Annotated in this window: 16 protein-coding genes; 15 read left to right on the plus strand and 1 reads right to left on the minus strand. The window is 47.7% G+C overall.

Going from position 1 to position 15,217, the window contains the following annotated elements:
* Window position 1: 1 nt before the first annotated feature.
* From HMPREF3093_RS02000 to asnS, 15 genes are all read left to right on the plus strand, one after another.
* A complete protein-coding gene (locus HMPREF3093_RS02000; RefSeq protein WP_070755367.1) occupies window positions 2-625 on the plus strand; it encodes a V-type ATP synthase subunit D in 624 nt (207 codons plus the stop codon).
* A gap of 164 nt (window positions 626-789) precedes the next feature.
* Entirely contained in the window at window positions 790-1,641 is an 852-nt protein-coding gene (gene racE, locus HMPREF3093_RS02005; RefSeq protein WP_070755368.1) for a glutamate racemase, read from the plus strand.
* Complete coding sequence (locus HMPREF3093_RS02010) at window positions 1,613-2,215, plus strand: XTP/dITP diphosphatase (RefSeq protein WP_070755369.1); 603 nt, start codon at window positions 1,613-1,615, stop codon at window positions 2,213-2,215. The genes racE and HMPREF3093_RS02010 overlap by 29 nt, the downstream gene beginning before the upstream one ends.
* On the plus strand, window positions 2,212-2,766 hold the full coding sequence (locus HMPREF3093_RS02015) for a YfcE family phosphodiesterase (RefSeq protein ID WP_070755370.1): 555 nt from the start codon (window positions 2,212-2,214) through the stop codon (window positions 2,764-2,766). The genes HMPREF3093_RS02010 and HMPREF3093_RS02015 overlap by 4 nt, the downstream gene beginning before the upstream one ends.
* On the plus strand, window positions 2,747-3,244 hold the full coding sequence (gene cbpB, locus HMPREF3093_RS02020) for a cyclic-di-AMP-binding protein CbpB (protein ID WP_070755371.1): 498 nt from the start codon (window positions 2,747-2,749) through the stop codon (window positions 3,242-3,244). Before HMPREF3093_RS02015 ends, cbpB begins: the two co-directional genes overlap by 20 nt.
* A 21-nt stretch (window positions 3,245-3,265) precedes the next feature.
* On the plus strand, window positions 3,266-4,078 hold the full coding sequence (locus HMPREF3093_RS02025) for a mechanosensitive ion channel family protein (RefSeq protein ID WP_070755372.1): 813 nt from the start codon (window positions 3,266-3,268) through the stop codon (window positions 4,076-4,078).
* Window positions 4,079-4,155: 77 nt separating this feature from the next.
* Window positions 4,156-4,689 carry a DUF948 domain-containing protein gene (locus HMPREF3093_RS02030; RefSeq protein WP_023390891.1) on the plus strand — a complete coding sequence of 178 codons (534 nt, stop codon included), beginning with the start codon at window positions 4,156-4,158 and terminating at the stop codon, window positions 4,687-4,689.
* Between the two features lie 10 nt (window positions 4,690-4,699).
* Window positions 4,700-5,122 (plus strand): YtxH domain-containing protein, encoded by a 423-nt coding sequence (locus HMPREF3093_RS02035; protein ID WP_023390890.1) that lies wholly within the window; start codon window positions 4,700-4,702, stop codon window positions 5,120-5,122.
* Window positions 5,123-5,305: 183 nt separating this feature from the next.
* Window positions 5,306-6,049: an MIP/aquaporin family protein gene (locus HMPREF3093_RS02040; RefSeq protein ID WP_070755373.1), complete on the plus strand. Its 744-nt coding sequence runs from the start codon at window positions 5,306-5,308 to the stop codon at window positions 6,047-6,049.
* A gap of 146 nt (window positions 6,050-6,195) precedes the next feature.
* Complete coding sequence (locus HMPREF3093_RS02045) at window positions 6,196-7,464, plus strand: tetratricopeptide repeat protein (protein ID WP_070755374.1); 1,269 nt, start codon at window positions 6,196-6,198, stop codon at window positions 7,462-7,464.
* Between the two features lie 28 nt (window positions 7,465-7,492).
* A complete protein-coding gene (locus HMPREF3093_RS02050; RefSeq protein ID WP_023390887.1) occupies window positions 7,493-8,044 on the plus strand; it encodes a YpiB family protein in 552 nt (183 codons plus the stop codon).
* Window positions 8,028-9,278 (plus strand): CCA tRNA nucleotidyltransferase, encoded by a 1,251-nt coding sequence (locus HMPREF3093_RS02055; RefSeq protein WP_070755375.1) that lies wholly within the window; start codon window positions 8,028-8,030, stop codon window positions 9,276-9,278. Before HMPREF3093_RS02050 ends, HMPREF3093_RS02055 begins: the two co-directional genes overlap by 17 nt.
* A complete protein-coding gene (locus HMPREF3093_RS02060; protein WP_070755376.1) occupies window positions 9,268-11,754 on the plus strand; it encodes an exonuclease domain-containing protein in 2,487 nt (828 codons plus the stop codon). The genes HMPREF3093_RS02055 and HMPREF3093_RS02060 overlap by 11 nt, the downstream gene beginning before the upstream one ends.
* 90 nt (window positions 11,755-11,844) lie before the next feature.
* Window positions 11,845-12,324: a PepSY domain-containing protein gene (locus tag HMPREF3093_RS02065; RefSeq protein WP_070755377.1), complete on the plus strand. Its 480-nt coding sequence runs from the start codon at window positions 11,845-11,847 to the stop codon at window positions 12,322-12,324.
* 24 nt (window positions 12,325-12,348) lie between these two features.
* Window positions 12,349-13,647 carry an asparagine--tRNA ligase gene (asnS, locus tag HMPREF3093_RS02070; RefSeq protein ID WP_070755378.1) on the plus strand — a complete coding sequence of 433 codons (1,299 nt, stop codon included), beginning with the start codon at window positions 12,349-12,351 and terminating at the stop codon, window positions 13,645-13,647.
* A gap of 113 nt (window positions 13,648-13,760) precedes the next feature.
* Here the strand turns inward: asnS and HMPREF3093_RS02075 are convergent, their stop codons facing one another.
* Complete coding sequence (locus tag HMPREF3093_RS02075) at window positions 13,761-15,113, minus strand: LysM peptidoglycan-binding domain-containing protein (protein WP_070755379.1); 1,353 nt, start codon at window positions 15,111-15,113, stop codon at window positions 13,761-13,763.
* Window positions 15,114-15,217: the final 104 nt, after the last annotated feature.

A 15,217-nucleotide genomic window follows, 5' to 3' on the forward strand; every position in this document is an offset into this window, starting at 1 on the left:
GATGGCGCGCTTAGATGTCAAACCGACCCGGATGGAACTTAATAACCTCAAGGATCGTCTGAAAATCGCCAGTCGTGGCCACAAGCTCCTCAAGGATAAGCGGGATGAATTGATGAGACAGTTCATTGAATTAATCCGGCAGAACAACCAACTTCGTCAGAAGGTGGAAGGGAACTTAGTTGAAGGCATGCAAGACTTCGTATTGGCTAAGTCGGTAGAGAGTGATGCTATGGTGCAGGAACTCTTTGCCGTACCATCCAAGGAAGTGGCCCTAGAAATTCGTCAGGACTCCATCATGAGTGTGGCGGTGCCTAAGCTCTTCGCAGATGTCAAGGAAGCAGCCAATGCTAGCGAAGTACCTTACTCCTATGTCGGGTCCAACAGCGAAATGGACCAGGCTATTGGCTCGATTACGGCCTCCCTAGACGACCTCTTGAAGTTAGCGGAAATCGAGAAGACTTGCCAACTCATGGCAGATGAGATTGAAAAAACACGTCGCCGTGTTAATGGTTTAGAGTATCAGATTATTCCGCAGTTAGAAGAGACCATCTACTATATCGAAATGAAGCTTGAAGAAGCCGAACGGGCCAACCTGATTCGGATGATGAAAGTGAAAAATATGTAAGCCTAAGAGGCTGGGAACCATCCCAGCCTCTTTTGTCGTGTGTAGACTTAGACACATATTTTTAAAGATTTCCTTATCGCCAGAGGTCATCCATTTAGTTTGATGGGTATTTGTGATAGAATAGAAGTAAGCGTATTAGAAAGTCTAGTTAAGGAATGAATGTCATGAAAGATTTACCAATTGGCTTTATCGATTCAGGTTATGGGGGCCTGACAGTGGTCAAGCAGAGCCTCAAGCAACTGCCTAATGAATCCATTATTTACTTGGGGGACAATGCCCGTTGCCCATATGGACCACGGTCCATGGAAGAGGTTAAAGACTATATTTGGCAGTTAACCCGTTTCCTGCTTAAAAAAGGAATTAAGATGCTAGTCATTGCCTGCAATACCGGGACAGCTGCAGCCTTGGAAGAGATTCGCCAGACCTTGGATATTCCAGTGGTCGGGGTCATTCATCCTGGTAGCCGGGCTGCCATTGAGCGGACAGAGAATAACCATATCGGCGTTATCGGGACCCAGGGGACCATTGCAAGTAACCTTTATGAACGGGTCATGAAGGATAAGGCAGACTATCTGCAGGTTACGAGTGTGGCCTGCCCAAGCTTTGTCCAATTAGTAGAAAATCACCAGCTTAATAGCCCTCTGGCCTGGCAACAGGTTAGAGAAAGCTTAAGTGCCTTTGACCAGACAGGGATTGATACTCTGGTCATGGGTTGCACCCATTATCCCCACCTCAAGCCACTGATTCAGGCGGTCATGGGGCAAGGAGTGACCTTGATTGATTCAGGCGTAGAGACCTTGAATGAGGTCAGCATGCTCTTAGACTATTTTGGTTTGAGTCGCAGTGCCAAAGACGCGCAGATTCAGCCACCAAGCCAGCATTTCTATACGACAGGGGATGCAAAGCAATTTGCTCAGTTCGTGACTGCTTGGTTGGAACAAGCAGAGCCAAGCATCGGTCAGTGCCAAATTGAAGGAGATGAGATTCTTGAAGTTAGTCATCGCAACGCAGAATAAAGGCAAAGTAGCCGAATTTGAACGTCTTTTGGGGCCTAAGGGCATTGAAGTTGTCTCGCTTTTAGACTATCCTGATTTACCAGAGGTTGAAGAGACGGGGGATAGTTTCGAAGCCAATGCCCGACTCAAGGCAGAAAGCATTGCTAAGCTTTTGAATTTACCAGTCTTAGCAGACGATTCGGGTCTAGTAGTACCTTATCTAAATGGTGCGCCTGGCATCTATTCGGCTCGCTATGCCGGCCAACCTAAGTCTGACCAAGCCAATATTGACAAGCTCTTGCGGGAAATGAGTCAAGCCAGTGGGGACCAACGTCAGGCCTACTTCGTCACTTGCCTAGTGTTGGCCTCGCCTAACCATGACAGCCATGTCGTAGAAGGGCGGGCCTATGGGACTATTGCTCTGGAGCCAAGTGGAGATTCTGGCTTTGGCTATGACCCAGTTTTCTATGTGGACCAAGAAGGGGCTACCTTTGCCCAAATCCCACTAAGTCGTAAGAACCAAATTAGCCATCGGGCCAATGCCATTAAGGCCCTCCTGGCTAGCCTACCTGAATGGCTTGAGGTGACAGCATGAAAATCTTATTAATGAGTGACAATCATGGCCGTTGGCCTAAAGTCCATGAATTAGTTGAGTATTACCGGCCACAAGTTGATCTTATTCTGCATTGTGGTGACTCAGAGTTTGCCCCTGATGATCCCGTCTGGGAAAAAGTAGATGCGGTGGTAACCGGTAATAATGACTATGACCCAGAATATCCGGATGAATTGATTATCAATACTCGCCAAGGGCGTATTTTCCTGACGCATGGCCATTTCCACAATGTCTACTTTAATAGCAAACGGATGGTCAAGGCGGCTCATGACAATCACTGCCAGTTTGCCTTCCACGGCCATACCCATGTAGCCTATGCCAAGATTGAGGATGGTGTCTTGCTCTGCAATCCGGGTAGCCTTAACTACTCACGGGGCTCCTTACCTTATCGGACCTATGCCATCCTAACTTTTGAACCTCAAACTGTTAAAGTTGAGTTCTACGATGATGACAAACATCGCTTGGATCAGTTGACCCAAGTTTTTGATCGAAATTTACTTGAGGAGGCTGGACATGATACATCCCAAAATTGAAGCCTTAGTGGCTAGCAAGATGCTGGACTTCATGATTCCAGCGGATAATGTTGCCAATGTGATTGACCAACATACCCTAAGTACCGGGCTTTTAATCTTAACCCAGTCCAACTATACCATGATTCCGGTTTTGTCAGCCGAGTCTAAGTTGATGGGGGTCATCTCCATGTCCATGATCATCAAAGCCGTCATGACGGTAGATGCCATTGAAATGGAGCGCCTGGACGAGCTGAGGGTTCGTGATGTTATGCTGAGTCAACCGGTGCGTGTCCAAGCTAATTGTCATTTAGCGGATGTGCTCAACTACTTAATTGACCAGAACTTTGTCTGTGTGGTGGATGGGGATAACCGTTTCTTAGGCATTATTACTCGTAAGAACGTTATGCAGCGTCTAACCCACCTTCTGCATTTGACTTCCAATCCTGGAGAGGTGGCTCGCCTTATTAAACTTTTCGAGACTGCTGAGGCAGTGGTCTAGCAAAGGGGGCAGACAGAGACAGTGGATGTCTTCAACCAAATTAGTCATTTAGCCTGGCCGGAAATTCTCAACCGGCTCTGGCAATTCTTCCTAGTAACGGTCATCTTTTGGCTGGGGAGAGGCTTGGTCAATCGCTTTTTCGAATCTAGATTGCGCCACAAGGTCTTCCAGGTAGCACCTAAGACTTCACCTCAAAGACTCCAGACCATTTGGACCATTACTAAGAATGCTATTAACTATGCCTTTTATTTCTTCTATGTCTATGCTGTTCTAGGTATCCTAGGTTTTCCAGTTTCAACCTTAGTAGCCGGGGCCGGGATTGCCGGGGTAGCCGTCGGGTTAGGGATCAAGGACTTCATTACCGATGTGGTCAATGGCTTCTTCATTATTTTGGAGGGACAATACGAAGTAGGCGAAGAAGTCAAAATCGGGGACATTCGAGGCAAGGTCCAGACGGTGGGAATTCGGACGACCATTATCCAGGGAACCAGTGGCAATCGCTACTATATTCCAAATGGAGATATTAGTATTGTCAATAACCTTAGTCGGGAGAACCGCCAAATCGTCATTGATTTACCCATTACGGACCAGACCCAGCTGGAAGACTTGGCCCATCAGGTTCAAGTCATAACGGAGGGGCTGAGCCAGGACTATGCAGAGGATTTAACAGCTGAACCGGTTATTAGCGGTGTGGTCAAGGATACGACCACAGGGAAATTTTATTATCAGATTTCCTTCTATGTGACCAACGGTGCTCAGGGGCGGTTGACAGGGGCATTTTATTTCCGCTATTTGACTCAGCTTCAACAGGCTGGGATTCATCTCTTGGATTAAGTGCTTACCTTGTTCTCCTCTTAGAATCGTGGTATGATAAGAATAGTAAAGTTTAACGTGAAAGGATTTGAGGCAGAATGGAATGGACAAGCATTGCGGCCTTGATTGCGGCGCTAGCCTTTGCGCTATTAGTCCTCTTTCTGTGTTGGACCTTAATTGGTTTCAACAAAATCATGAAAGAAGTTAAGCAAACGGTGGTCGAGGTCAATGATTCCATCAAAATCATTACCAAAGATGTGGACCAACTCTCAATTGAAGTGGAAGGACTTCTTAATAAGTCCAATAGCTTGGTTGACGATCTGAATGGCAAGTTAGCACAAACTGACCCGCTCTTCAAGGCCGTAGGCGATTTGGGGACTTCAGTCAGTGGCGTACAGGCTTCTACTCGTAAGGTGACCCAATCCTTCAAGGCAGGCCACTTCTTAAAACGTGTGACACCTTTTGGCAACCGTAAGCAAGAAGCAGAAACTAAGGCACCAGCAGCAGCGGGTGTCAAACCGACGACGCCTACAGCTGACAAGCCTAAGCCTAAGGCGACCGGATCACAGTTGGATTACTTAATCCAAAAGAAACCGTCACAAACGGCGGGCGAAATTACACTAAAGAAATGAGGTATGAAGCATGTCAAGAAAATCAGGATTTTTTGCAGGTTTAGTATGGGGGAGCCTTGTAGGGGCTGCCGTAGCCCTCTTGTATGCCCCAAAGGCAGGGAAAGAATTGCGGGAGGACTTGACTGAGCGTGCTCATGAATACAAGGACTTAGCAGGTGAACGTTTTGTTGAATATCGCGACCTCGCCTTAGAACGGGCAGGGGAGTACCGCGATTTAGCAGTCGAAAAAGGGGTTAACTTCTATGATGCGGCTAACAGCAAGACGGAAGAAATCCGGGTGAGCTTAGCTAAATCAGCCCAAGAACTCAAGGACCAATTAGTTCACGCTACCTTCCCTTCAAAACAAGAGGAAGTAGCGGAAGATGCTGAGACGGTTATTACGGAGTTCAAGGAAGCCTTAGAACAACAAGCTAACCAAGCAGAAGAAGCCTAAAAATCTTAACTGGAAACGGCGATATCGTTTCCAGTTTTTTGATGGGCAAAAGTCCTGATAAGAAAGCGTTTTGAAATACAAAATGGCAATTGAAAGCCCCCCTGACATATGGTACACTTAGCAAAGGAATAATCCATCAGCACCAGACGGTGCGATTTTCATTATCAAAAGGAGTTATGTAATATGTCATTAGGCGTACGTTTATTTGCAGAATTTTTAGCCACTGCCATGTTAATCGTCTTAGGTAACGGGGCTGTTGCCAACGTTGACTTAAAAGGCACCAAAGCGGGTAGCGGTGAAGGAGCTCACGGTTGGAACCTGATTGCGATCGGTTATGGTTTTGCGGTTATGATGCCAGCTATGATCTTCGGTCACGTCAGCGGTAACCACATCAACCCAGCTTTCACCCTCGGTTTGGCTATCAATGGTAACTTCCCATGGGCAGAAGTTGTGCCTTACATTGTGGCTCAATTCTTAGGGGCAATGTTCGGTCAACTCTTAGTAGTGGCAATGTACAAGCCTTACTATGATCAAACAACCAACCAAGCACACATCTTGGGGACTTTCTCAACGGCTAACGCTGCTAACAGCCATTTGAACGGTTTTGTGGGCGAATTTATTGGTTCTTTCATCCTCTTCTTCGCAGCAGTAGGGATTACCAAAGGGCAAATGTTCGCTAACAACCCAGGTTTGGCTCACTTAGCGCTTGGTTTCTTGGTATGGGCTTTGGTTATCGCAGTCGGTGGGCCAACCGGTCCAGCCCTCAACCCAGCTCGTGACTTAGGTCCACGTTTGGTTCACCAATTCTTACCACTTAAGAACAAAGGGGACTCTAACTGGTCTTACGCTTGGGTACCAGTACTTGCGCCAATCTGTGCTGCCATTTTAGCAGTCTTTGTATTCAACACTTTCTTCTTAGTTAAATAAAGACCTTTTAGAGGCTGGGATTATCCCAGCCTCTTTGCTTGTCTAGTAATCAGTCAACCTTAGTTGGTTGCTTACTTAAGCACTCTTTGCCTAGCTGGGAGTGACTCCCGTTGGGCTTCGTGGTATAATGAAGGTGGAGGTGTCTTATGAGTGAATTAAGCCGTTGGATTGAAGCCTGTGAGGAATGTCAATCCCTAGACCAAGTCAATAGTGTCTTAGAAGGAGCACTCCTAGAGGCACCAGATGATAGCCAAACCTATCAGGGTCTGCTAGATTTATCGGATTACTTTGCTAAGCGGGGCTATCGGGAGTGGCAAGTCTGGCTCTTAGACCAGCTTTATCAGCTAACCCATAAGAAAAAGGTTGCCTACTATCTGGCCAAGGCCTGCTTCCAGCTGGCCGATTATCCCAGTGCCTATGAATGGTTGAGCCGGGCCAAGACAGACCAAGCCGTCTTTCTTGTCCAATGGTTAGAGGCTCAGATTCTCTTTGAACTGGGGCAAGTAAAGGCCTGCCAGAAGGTATTACAGGACTTAATTCAAACCTATCCGACTCGATTTGAGCCCTATCAACTGCTAGCTCAAGTCAAGATTGAAGAGGGGGACTATAGCAAGGCCAAGGACTACTATCAAGTCTTGCTAGACTACTTTTCAGATAAGGTGGACCGAGCCTTGATTCGGCAACGGCTTCTGGCTTTAGCTTTAGAAGATGAGATGATTCAGCTAGAATGGATTCAATCCCTAGTAAGTTGGGAAGACCTGCCGCTGGTTAGTGCGGAAGATTACTACCTCTTGGCCTTGGCCTATCAAAAGGTGGGGCATCTGGCTCTCGCTTATGAGGCTGTTCTACAAGCTCTTGCCCTGGACTCAGATTCCGTGGACATCCACTACTTAGTGGCAGAATTGGCTTTAGGCCTGGGACACCAAGCTAGCTTGAGGGAAAATCTTGACTGGCTCTTTCAAGTGACTCTGGCAGATGATGGACGCCTGGCGGATTATCTGGCCTTATGCCAGGCCATTGACTATCTGACGCCGGCTATTAAGGACAAATTATTGGATGCCTACCTGCTCCAGGAAAATGAAGACTTGACCTATGCCATTGCCACCTATCTGATTGCTTGGTTAGCTCAGCATGAGGGTGCCCAGGAAGCCTTAGAGGTCTTAGATACTCTGGCGCCAGACTTTCCAGATCCCGAGTATCTGTCTTGTCTCTATGCACCACTCTATGCAGACCTAGGCCAGCGGGAGCAGGCTCAAGAGGCCTATCAAGAGGCCTTGGACCTGATGGCAGGAGATCAGGATTTTTGGTTACAAGCCCGTCAGTATTTTGTGGCTTGGGGTTTAGACCGAGAAGTCGCTACTTTAGACCGGATTTTGGCGGAAGCAGACCATGAGTCTCAGGATATAGAAGAGTAAAGCTAAGTCTCAGAAAGGAGGAAACACTGTGATTAATAAGCATCAACGTAAACGTCAGTTTATTGCTTGGCTCTTGCAGCATTATCGGCATGCCAACCCAACGGTTAATTATTTTTTAGAGTTTTTAATGGTTCAGCCTGATTATATTCAATATGTTGAGTTCTCGGATCAAGTCGAATATGCCAGTCACGGTGTCTATATCTCCTATGTGGAGCAGACGGCAGTGCCTTTCCGTTACTATAAGGAAGGCAAATCCTACAGTTCTTGTGAGCAGGCTTTCCATGACCTGAGACTCAATGCTCAAGGGGCTCAACCCGTCACTTTTTACATAGAACTTAATATTCCTGACTATATTGCGACCCTCTATCGCTATGATCTCTTTACTCAGCCGGATTATTTACCTGAAGATAGTGCCTTTTTGGATCAATTGGAAATGGGACTGACTCAAGTTACCCGCCAAGTCAGACGCAAGCAATTGAAGGAGCAGGTCGACCTAGCTTTAGATCAGGGAGCTTTTGATATCGTCAATCAACTATTAAATCAACTGGAGGAACTAGAAGGGCATGACCAAGACTATTAATCTCAATAATCCCTTGTTTCAGACGGCCATGCCCCTCCTAGAAGCCATTGAGTCTCATGGTTATGAGGCTTATTTTGTTGGTGGCTGCGTGCGTGATGCCCTCTTAGGCAAGGAAATTCATGATATTGACATTGCAACTAGTGCGACACCGGATGAAATCCAAGGGATTTTTCCGGTCACTTTTGATGTGGGCAAGAAGCACGGGACCATTGTAGTGGTCTACAAGAAAGAAAACTATGAAATTACCACCTTCCGAACGGAGGGGACCTATAGTGATCGGCGCCGGCCTGACCAGGTGAACTTTGTTCGCAATTTACGCGAGGATACGCTGAGACGGGACTTCACCATTAATGCCTTGGCCTTGGACCGTTTGGGCAGGGTCTATGACTACCATGGTGGGGAGCAGGATCTAGAAGCCGGCATCATACGTGCTGTTGGGACTGCCCTGGAACGTTTCGATGAAGATGCTCTGCGTATGATGCGGGCCCTGCGCTTTGCTAGCCAATTAGGCTTTGAGATTGAGTCCCAGACCTTTGAGGCTATTGGACAACTAGCCCCTAACTTATCCTATGTGTCCATTGAACGCATTCGGATTGAGCTCAGTAAGCTCATGCAAGGTGACTATCTAGGGACAAGCTATAAACCCTTGACTGAATCTGGTCTTTGCGCTTATTTATTGGGCATGGAGCAAGTAGATGCCTTAGCCGTCTGGCGGCAGGTCTATAAGACCCTAGCTGCTCAAATTGCTGCTGGCGTAGCGCGCGATGAACGCTTGGTTTGGTGGGCATTAGTTAAGGCCTTGGGCCTGGACTCTGCTCAGGCGCGAGTCTTTTTACGTGACTGGAAGCACAGCAATCCTTTCATTAAGGACGTCAGCGACTTATTGGACTTAGATCAAGCCTTTGCGGCAGGCCCACTGGATGCCTGGCAACTTTATCAGATGCCAGCCCATGTTTTGGCTATTTATGAGACCTATGCCTATCATCAAGCCTGGTTGAGCCAACCTCATCAACTGACCCAAGCTAAGGCCCAATTGCCGCTTGCCAGTCGGTCGGACTTGGCCATTAATGGGCAAAAGGTCATGGAGGCGCTAGGCTTAAGCCGAGGTAATGCCGGACTTGGTCGCCTACTTTTGGAGCTGGAGCGCCAGGTCGTCATGGGGGATTTGGCTAATGACCCAGCCGGCCTCTTGGCCCAAGCTCAAGCGTTAGGAGCTGATTATCTTGAAAGCTAAAGGACTAAGAATTGCGGTTGTCGATTTAGAGACAACGGGCTCTCACCTAGATCAAGGTGATCAAATTATCCAAATAGGGGCTGTCCTGATTGAAGATGGACAAGTCCTAGCCCAACACAGTATGTTACTCAATCCTGAACGAGACATTCCCACTCATATTACGGCCATCACAGGCATTCAACCAGACCAGGTTCAGGATGCGCCGACCTTTAGCCAGGTGGCAGGCCTCTGGTATGAGCGACTCAAAGATTGTTTCTTTGTGGCCCACAACCTGGGCTTTGACTTGACCTTTTTGCAGGCCAAGTTTGCTGAACAAGGCTTGGACTTTCAGCCACCTGCCTTGGACACTGTCCAGTTAGCTAAAATCTTCCTGCCACAGGCACCAGGTTTTAACTTGCAGGATTTGAGCCAGTTCTTTGGCTTGAACTTCCAAGACGCCCATGATGCCTTGGGGGATGCCCGGATGACGGCCCATTTGTTGGATGTTTTGGCTCATCAGGCAGCGGATTTAGACTATGGGACTAAACTGGCCTTGCAGCCAATTTTTAAGGCCTTACCCTATCAAGCTAGCCAATTTCTCAACCAAGCTAGCAGCTTTTATTGCCAAGTAAGTTGGCCGGAAGGGCAGGGTGACAGTCAATCCCAAGCTAGTCATGCTAGCCTAATTAGCGCCAAGCAAAGAACGGCGGTAGCCTATTGGCAAGAAACCGGTCAGGATAAATCACCCTTAGTGCTAGAAGCTCAGGCCCGTCAGGACCATCAAGGCTTGGCACTGGCTCTACTCCATGCTTGGCGCCAAGAAGGGGACAAGGCCCTGCTAGTTTTAGAAAATGAGGGTCAAATCAGCCATTGGCAAGCCCTGTGGCAAGAAGTCAGCAGTCAGGAGGCGGGCATTTACCGACCATCCTATCAGTTTGTCGATATGGCCTCGGTCTACCAATTCTGCCATGAATTTGATTTAAGCCGGGCCAACCAACAGGAGCTTACCGTTTTAGCGGCTGCCTTGGTTTGGTTGACTAACAGCCAGTTCGGCTGTTTGGATGAATTGAACTCTGAACTGGATATTAGTCAGATTATGCGGCGCTATGATTTTGTGGCTAAGACGGGTAAGAAGGTGGGTTATCACCGTTACCTGGAGGGGCTTAAAGCCAAAGACTTAGTTTTAATGAGCCAAAAAGACTGGCTATCCTTAAAGCAAGTCGCTGACAGCCCGCTGGCCTTTCTGGGTCAGGCTAGGGTTCTAGTCCTAGACCTAGAGGCCAGCTACCAAGGCCTGGTGGACCAAGAAGGCACTACTCTGGATGCCAGCCAACTCTTTGTAGAGCTGAAGGCCTTACTAGATCAAGGTCAGGAGGAGGCCCAGCTCGAATCCTGCCTGGCCACTAGCTATGACCTGCTGGAAAGTATGCGGGCAGAGTTTGAAGTCAGTGATTTAGGTAATGCTAGTAATGACTGGTGGACAGCCTGCCTAGTCAAGAGCAGCCCCCGCTATTTGACCGTCATGGCTCAAGTGGCGACTTTAGGCCAGCAGCTACAGGACTGGTTAAAAACCGTCAAACTAGGAGCCAAACAAAAACGGACCTACCGCCATCTGGCAACGACCTGTCGACTACTAGCCAAGCAGTCAGAGGGGAGCTATGTACGGCTTCAAGGCCAGGTCAGCAATGGCCAAATCTACCAATTGGCCCTTAGTCGGGTGCCTTTAATTATGAGAAACAAGCACCTGCCTCAGCTAAGCCAGTACCAGCAGATTGCCTTCTTGTCGGACGGCCAGTATGACCAGCCTTTAGGCTATGGCCTGGCACGTTTCTGGCAAGTGGGGGCCACTTACTTAAGCCTACCTGAGCAAAGTCAAGCCAACGGTCTGACCCTCCAGGTGCCATTGGCTTATGCCCAGTCAGGTCAGGGCTATGAAGAGGCCGAGCAATTGCTGGCCTTTATCAAGGATCAGCTGGCCGAGAAGGGGGCTAGCCACGTTCTCATTCTTGCCAATAACAAGGCCCAAGCTCAGACATACTACCGTCTCCTATGGGAAAGTTCCTTGCTGGAAGAGGGCTACCTGATTTATAGTCAGGGACAAAATGGCAGCCTTAAGAAAATTAAGCGCCGCGCCGAAGCCGATGACAAGGCCATTGTCATTGTGCCCAGACGCCTCTTCCTAGAGGAGTCCTTCGCTCTGTCAGTCGATCAGCTCTTAGTGATCTTAGACCGTCTACCATTTGACTCCTTGACCAATGAGCGGACCCTAGGCCAAAGTCAGGTGCTTGGCTTATCAGACAACCAGGCCTTTGATCAACTGACCCTACCACAAATGATTTTCCGTCTTAAGAAATTGTTGGCTCAAGTCGCTAGCTCTAGTTGCAAGGCGGACTACTATCTCCTAGATGAACGCGTTTGGACTCGTTATTATAGCCCTAAGGTTGAGGAATACTTGGCGCCCGCCATTGACCTGGTTCCCATCTTGCCCAGTCACTAATCCAGCCTAGTCAGCTAGCCAAAAATTCATGCAATTTTGGAGAAATTATGGTATGATAGTACAGATAAGTGGCGACAGGAGGAGTCAAGTATGTTAAACCGTAAAGTGGTCTCAGGACTGACGCTCTTTTTCCTCATCATCTTTCTCATCTTTGCTTGGGTCTTCTATTCAAGCCAAGCCAAATCGCACCAAGCTCAACAAGAGGCCGTGCGACTGATTGAGACGGACTACACTGTCAAAGACGTCAAAAAGTTCTACTGGACGACCATTTCTGAGGCTTACTTTGCCTTGGATTTTGTGGATGACAGTGGCCAAGAACGTTATGCGATTGTGAAACGTGAGGGTGGGACCGTTAATTACTACACGCCAAATCAGATTATCTCAGAAGAAGATGCCAAGGCTATTGCCTTAGCAGACAATGAGAATTATAAGATTATGCAGGCGCGTTTGGGCATGATCAAAGACACGCCCGTCTGGGAAATCACCATCAAGAATGATAATAATACCTTGACCTATTACTACCTCAATGCGCAGGATGGGTCCTGGTTACAAAAAATCGAAAATATTTAAGACAAGACTATGGAGGCAGGCAGAATGCAGACAATTACCATGCGTCAAGCAGCAGATTATATTGATCAAACGGTCATCATCAAGGCATGGGTGACTAACAAACGGAGCAGTGGGAAGATTGCCTTCTTACAATTGCGTGATGGCTCCGCTTATTTCCAAGCCATTGTGGTCAAGGCCGATGTCAGCGAAGAAACCTTCGCTTTGGCTAAGGGGCTTAACCAAGAAACCAGTGTGAAGGTAGTCGGTAAGATTCAAGCAGACACTCGTTCAGCTTTAGGTTATGAGCTCTTGGTTCAAGACATTGAAGTGATTGGTGAAAGTCATGACTACCCAATCACACCAAAAGAACACGGGACTGACTTCTTGATGGACCACCGCCACCTCTGGCTTCGTTCATCTAAACAACATGCCATTATGCAAATCCGTAACGAAATTATCCGGGCAACCTACGAGTTCATGAACCAAGAAGGCTTGATTAAGGTAGACCCACCAATTTTGACGGGTTCTGCGCCAGAAGGGACCACTGAGCTCTTCCATACTAAGTACTTTGATGAAGATGCCTTCCTTTCCCAGTCTGGTCAGCTCTATTTAGAAGCAGCGGCTATGGCTTTCGGTAAGGTCTTCTCCTTCGGGCCAACCTTCCGGGCTGAAAAATCTAAGACCCGTCGTCACTTGATTGAATTCTGGATGATGGAAGTTGAATTAGCCTTCGTTGAACACGAGGAAAACTTACAATTCCAAGAACGTTATGTGGCTCACCTGGTTCGCAATGTGATTGACCACTGTGGTCTGGCACTTAAGACCTTGAACCGTGATGTGGCAGTCTTGGAACAATACACCAAGTTGCCTTATCCACGTATTAGCTATACGGATGCCATCAAGCTCTTGAATGACAATGGCTTTGATGATATCCAATGGGGCGATGACTTTGGTTCACCACATGAAACCTTCATTGCTAGCCAATATGACCGTCCAATCTTCATCGTCAACTATCCTAAGGCCATTAAGCCATTCTACATGCGCCTTAATGAAGAAGACCCACGCACTGTTCTATGTGCGGATATGATTGCACCAGAAGGTTATGGTGAAATCATTGGGGGTTCTGAACGGATTGTGGACTTTGAGACCTTAGATGAAAATATTAAAGCTTACAACTTAGATCCATCTGCTTATGCTTGGTACCTTGACCTCCGTAAGTATGGCGCTGTGCCACACTCTGGTTTTGGTCTTGGCTTGGAGCGGGCAGTGGCTTGGTTATCAGGGATTGAACATATCCGTGAAACCTCACCATTCCCACGCTTACTCAACCGTATTTACCCATAATAAAAATTCCCATTATATCATATATGATATAATGGGAAATTTTTTTGATTAGAAATACCACCTAGACTACTTACTTAGCTAGGTGGTTGGAGGAGGACGAAAGATTGAGAAACTTAAGGGTTGAAGGAAACATGGACGTGGTCGTAGTGGTTGGCTGTGTCTCCACCACGGTCTGGCATTAGGTTCCAGGTGTTCGCTGGCCCATAGTAACTATCGTAGTTAGCGTAGAAACGTTGTTTCCAGATAACGTAGTTGATGTCATTGCTTTCCATGTCGGACGTAGCGTAGTTGGCAATTTGGTCGCCCAGCTCGGTATTGTCGTTGACCACGAAGTCAACGGCCAAGCCCTTACCATGGTCATCGTTAGAGCCAGGACGGTAGAGGCTGAAGTTGGTAACACCAAACTTGTCCGCTACTTCTTCCTTGTACTCAGCTACTTTTGGCTGCAAGCCTTGGTTAGCTGGGTTGGCAGCCGCCCGGGCAGCATAGTCAGTTGAAGCTGGCTGCTCTTGACTTGGTTGGTCTTGAGCAGGCTGCTCCTGACTCGTTTGTTCTTGAGCCGTTGGGTTTGCCTCAGCTTGCTGACTAGGACTTTCTTGGCCATCTGTTGGAGTATTAGTTTGATTTACTTCTGTAGAATTGGCAGGCGCAGCGTCAGTCGCTTCTTTTTCTGGCTGGTTAGCCTGAGTAGGCGTTTGAGGACGAGCTTCTTCTTGAACGGTCGGTAAGCCTGATTCCTTGATATCGTCGCCGATGACAGGGGCTTGATCAGCATTGGCTTGATTAGGCGTTTGAGCTGGTTTTTCTGGCTTAGCAGGTGTTTGAGGCGTCGCTGGTTTGTCAAGCTTGGTTGGCTTGACTTGGTTATTTGGCGTTTGAGGGCTAGTAGCTGTCGGTTGAGCTGGCGTAACAGCCTCTGGCTGGCCAGGAATTTGGGTGACCGGAGACAAGTCTTGGCTGGCAGCTTCCTGATCTTGGACAGGGCTTTCCTCGACAAGAGCTTGTACTTGTGGGTTAGTTGGGGCAGTCGCCTGGTTTTGATTAAAGTCCACCTGGCTAGTTTGGCCATCAATAGTGACCGTATTTTGCGTCAAGTCAGCCCGAACACTAGGACTTTCTTGATTTTGGTCTGGGGTTTGAATTTCCAGACTAGTCACTTTGTGGTTATTATCTAAGGTAGCCGTTAAAACAGTACCTGGGAAAATTAAATCGGCGTCTGCAATTTCATTAATAGAAACCAAAACTTGAAGGTCGACTTCAAGGGCTTCTGCGATGGCTGAGAGGGTGTCGCCATATTGAACTGTATAGCTGAGTTTGTCAGCTTGTTTGGAAATATCTTCTTTAATTTGGCTGACCGTCCGAGGCGTCCATTGGGAGGCTTCTTGGGCTTGGGCTGGAGTCAAGGGGAGTGCGAGTAAAGCCGCTGCTGACGTTAAGAGCAGTGTTCTTTTAAGTGTTAATTTCATAATCACGCTTCCTTTGCTTGTTGATGAGACCATCATAGCATAGAAGTTAGGCTAAAAGTCCCATTTTATGGAGACTTAACCCAATCATAGGACATCTGTAATCT

This window comes from Abiotrophia sp. HMSC24B09, from assembly GCF_001815865.1.
Taxonomy (GTDB): domain Bacteria; phylum Bacillota; class Bacilli; order Lactobacillales; family Aerococcaceae; genus Abiotrophia.

What these genes read in the sequence shown, in the direction of transcription:
- HMPREF3093_RS02000 (WP_070755367.1), top strand. Translation starts at nt 2, where the DNA reads ATGGCGCGCTTAGATGTCAAACCGACCCGGATGGAACTTAATAACCTC.
- racE (WP_070755368.1), top strand. Translation starts at nt 790, where the DNA reads ATGAAAGATTTACCAATTGGCTTTATCGATTCAGGTTATGGGGGCCTG.
- HMPREF3093_RS02015 (WP_070755370.1), top strand. Translation starts at nt 2,212, where the DNA reads ATGAAAATCTTATTAATGAGTGACAATCATGGCCGTTGGCCTAAAGTC.
- cbpB (WP_070755371.1), top strand. Translation starts at nt 2,747, where the DNA reads ATGATACATCCCAAAATTGAAGCCTTAGTGGCTAGCAAGATGCTGGAC.
- HMPREF3093_RS02030 (WP_023390891.1), top strand. Translation starts at nt 4,156, where the DNA reads ATGGAATGGACAAGCATTGCGGCCTTGATTGCGGCGCTAGCCTTTGCG.
- HMPREF3093_RS02035 (WP_023390890.1), top strand. Translation starts at nt 4,700, where the DNA reads ATGTCAAGAAAATCAGGATTTTTTGCAGGTTTAGTATGGGGGAGCCTT.
- HMPREF3093_RS02040 (WP_070755373.1), top strand. Translation starts at nt 5,306, where the DNA reads ATGTCATTAGGCGTACGTTTATTTGCAGAATTTTTAGCCACTGCCATG.
- HMPREF3093_RS02045 (WP_070755374.1), top strand. Translation starts at nt 6,196, where the DNA reads ATGAGTGAATTAAGCCGTTGGATTGAAGCCTGTGAGGAATGTCAATCC.
- HMPREF3093_RS02055 (WP_070755375.1), top strand. Translation starts at nt 8,028, where the DNA reads ATGACCAAGACTATTAATCTCAATAATCCCTTGTTTCAGACGGCCATG.
- HMPREF3093_RS02065 (WP_070755377.1), top strand. Translation starts at nt 11,845, where the DNA reads ATGTTAAACCGTAAAGTGGTCTCAGGACTGACGCTCTTTTTCCTCATC.
- asnS (WP_070755378.1), top strand. Translation starts at nt 12,349, where the DNA reads ATGCAGACAATTACCATGCGTCAAGCAGCAGATTATATTGATCAAACG.
- HMPREF3093_RS02075 (WP_070755379.1), bottom strand. Translation starts at nt 15,113, where the DNA reads ATGAAATTAACACTTAAAAGAACACTGCTCTTAACGTCAGCAGCGGCT.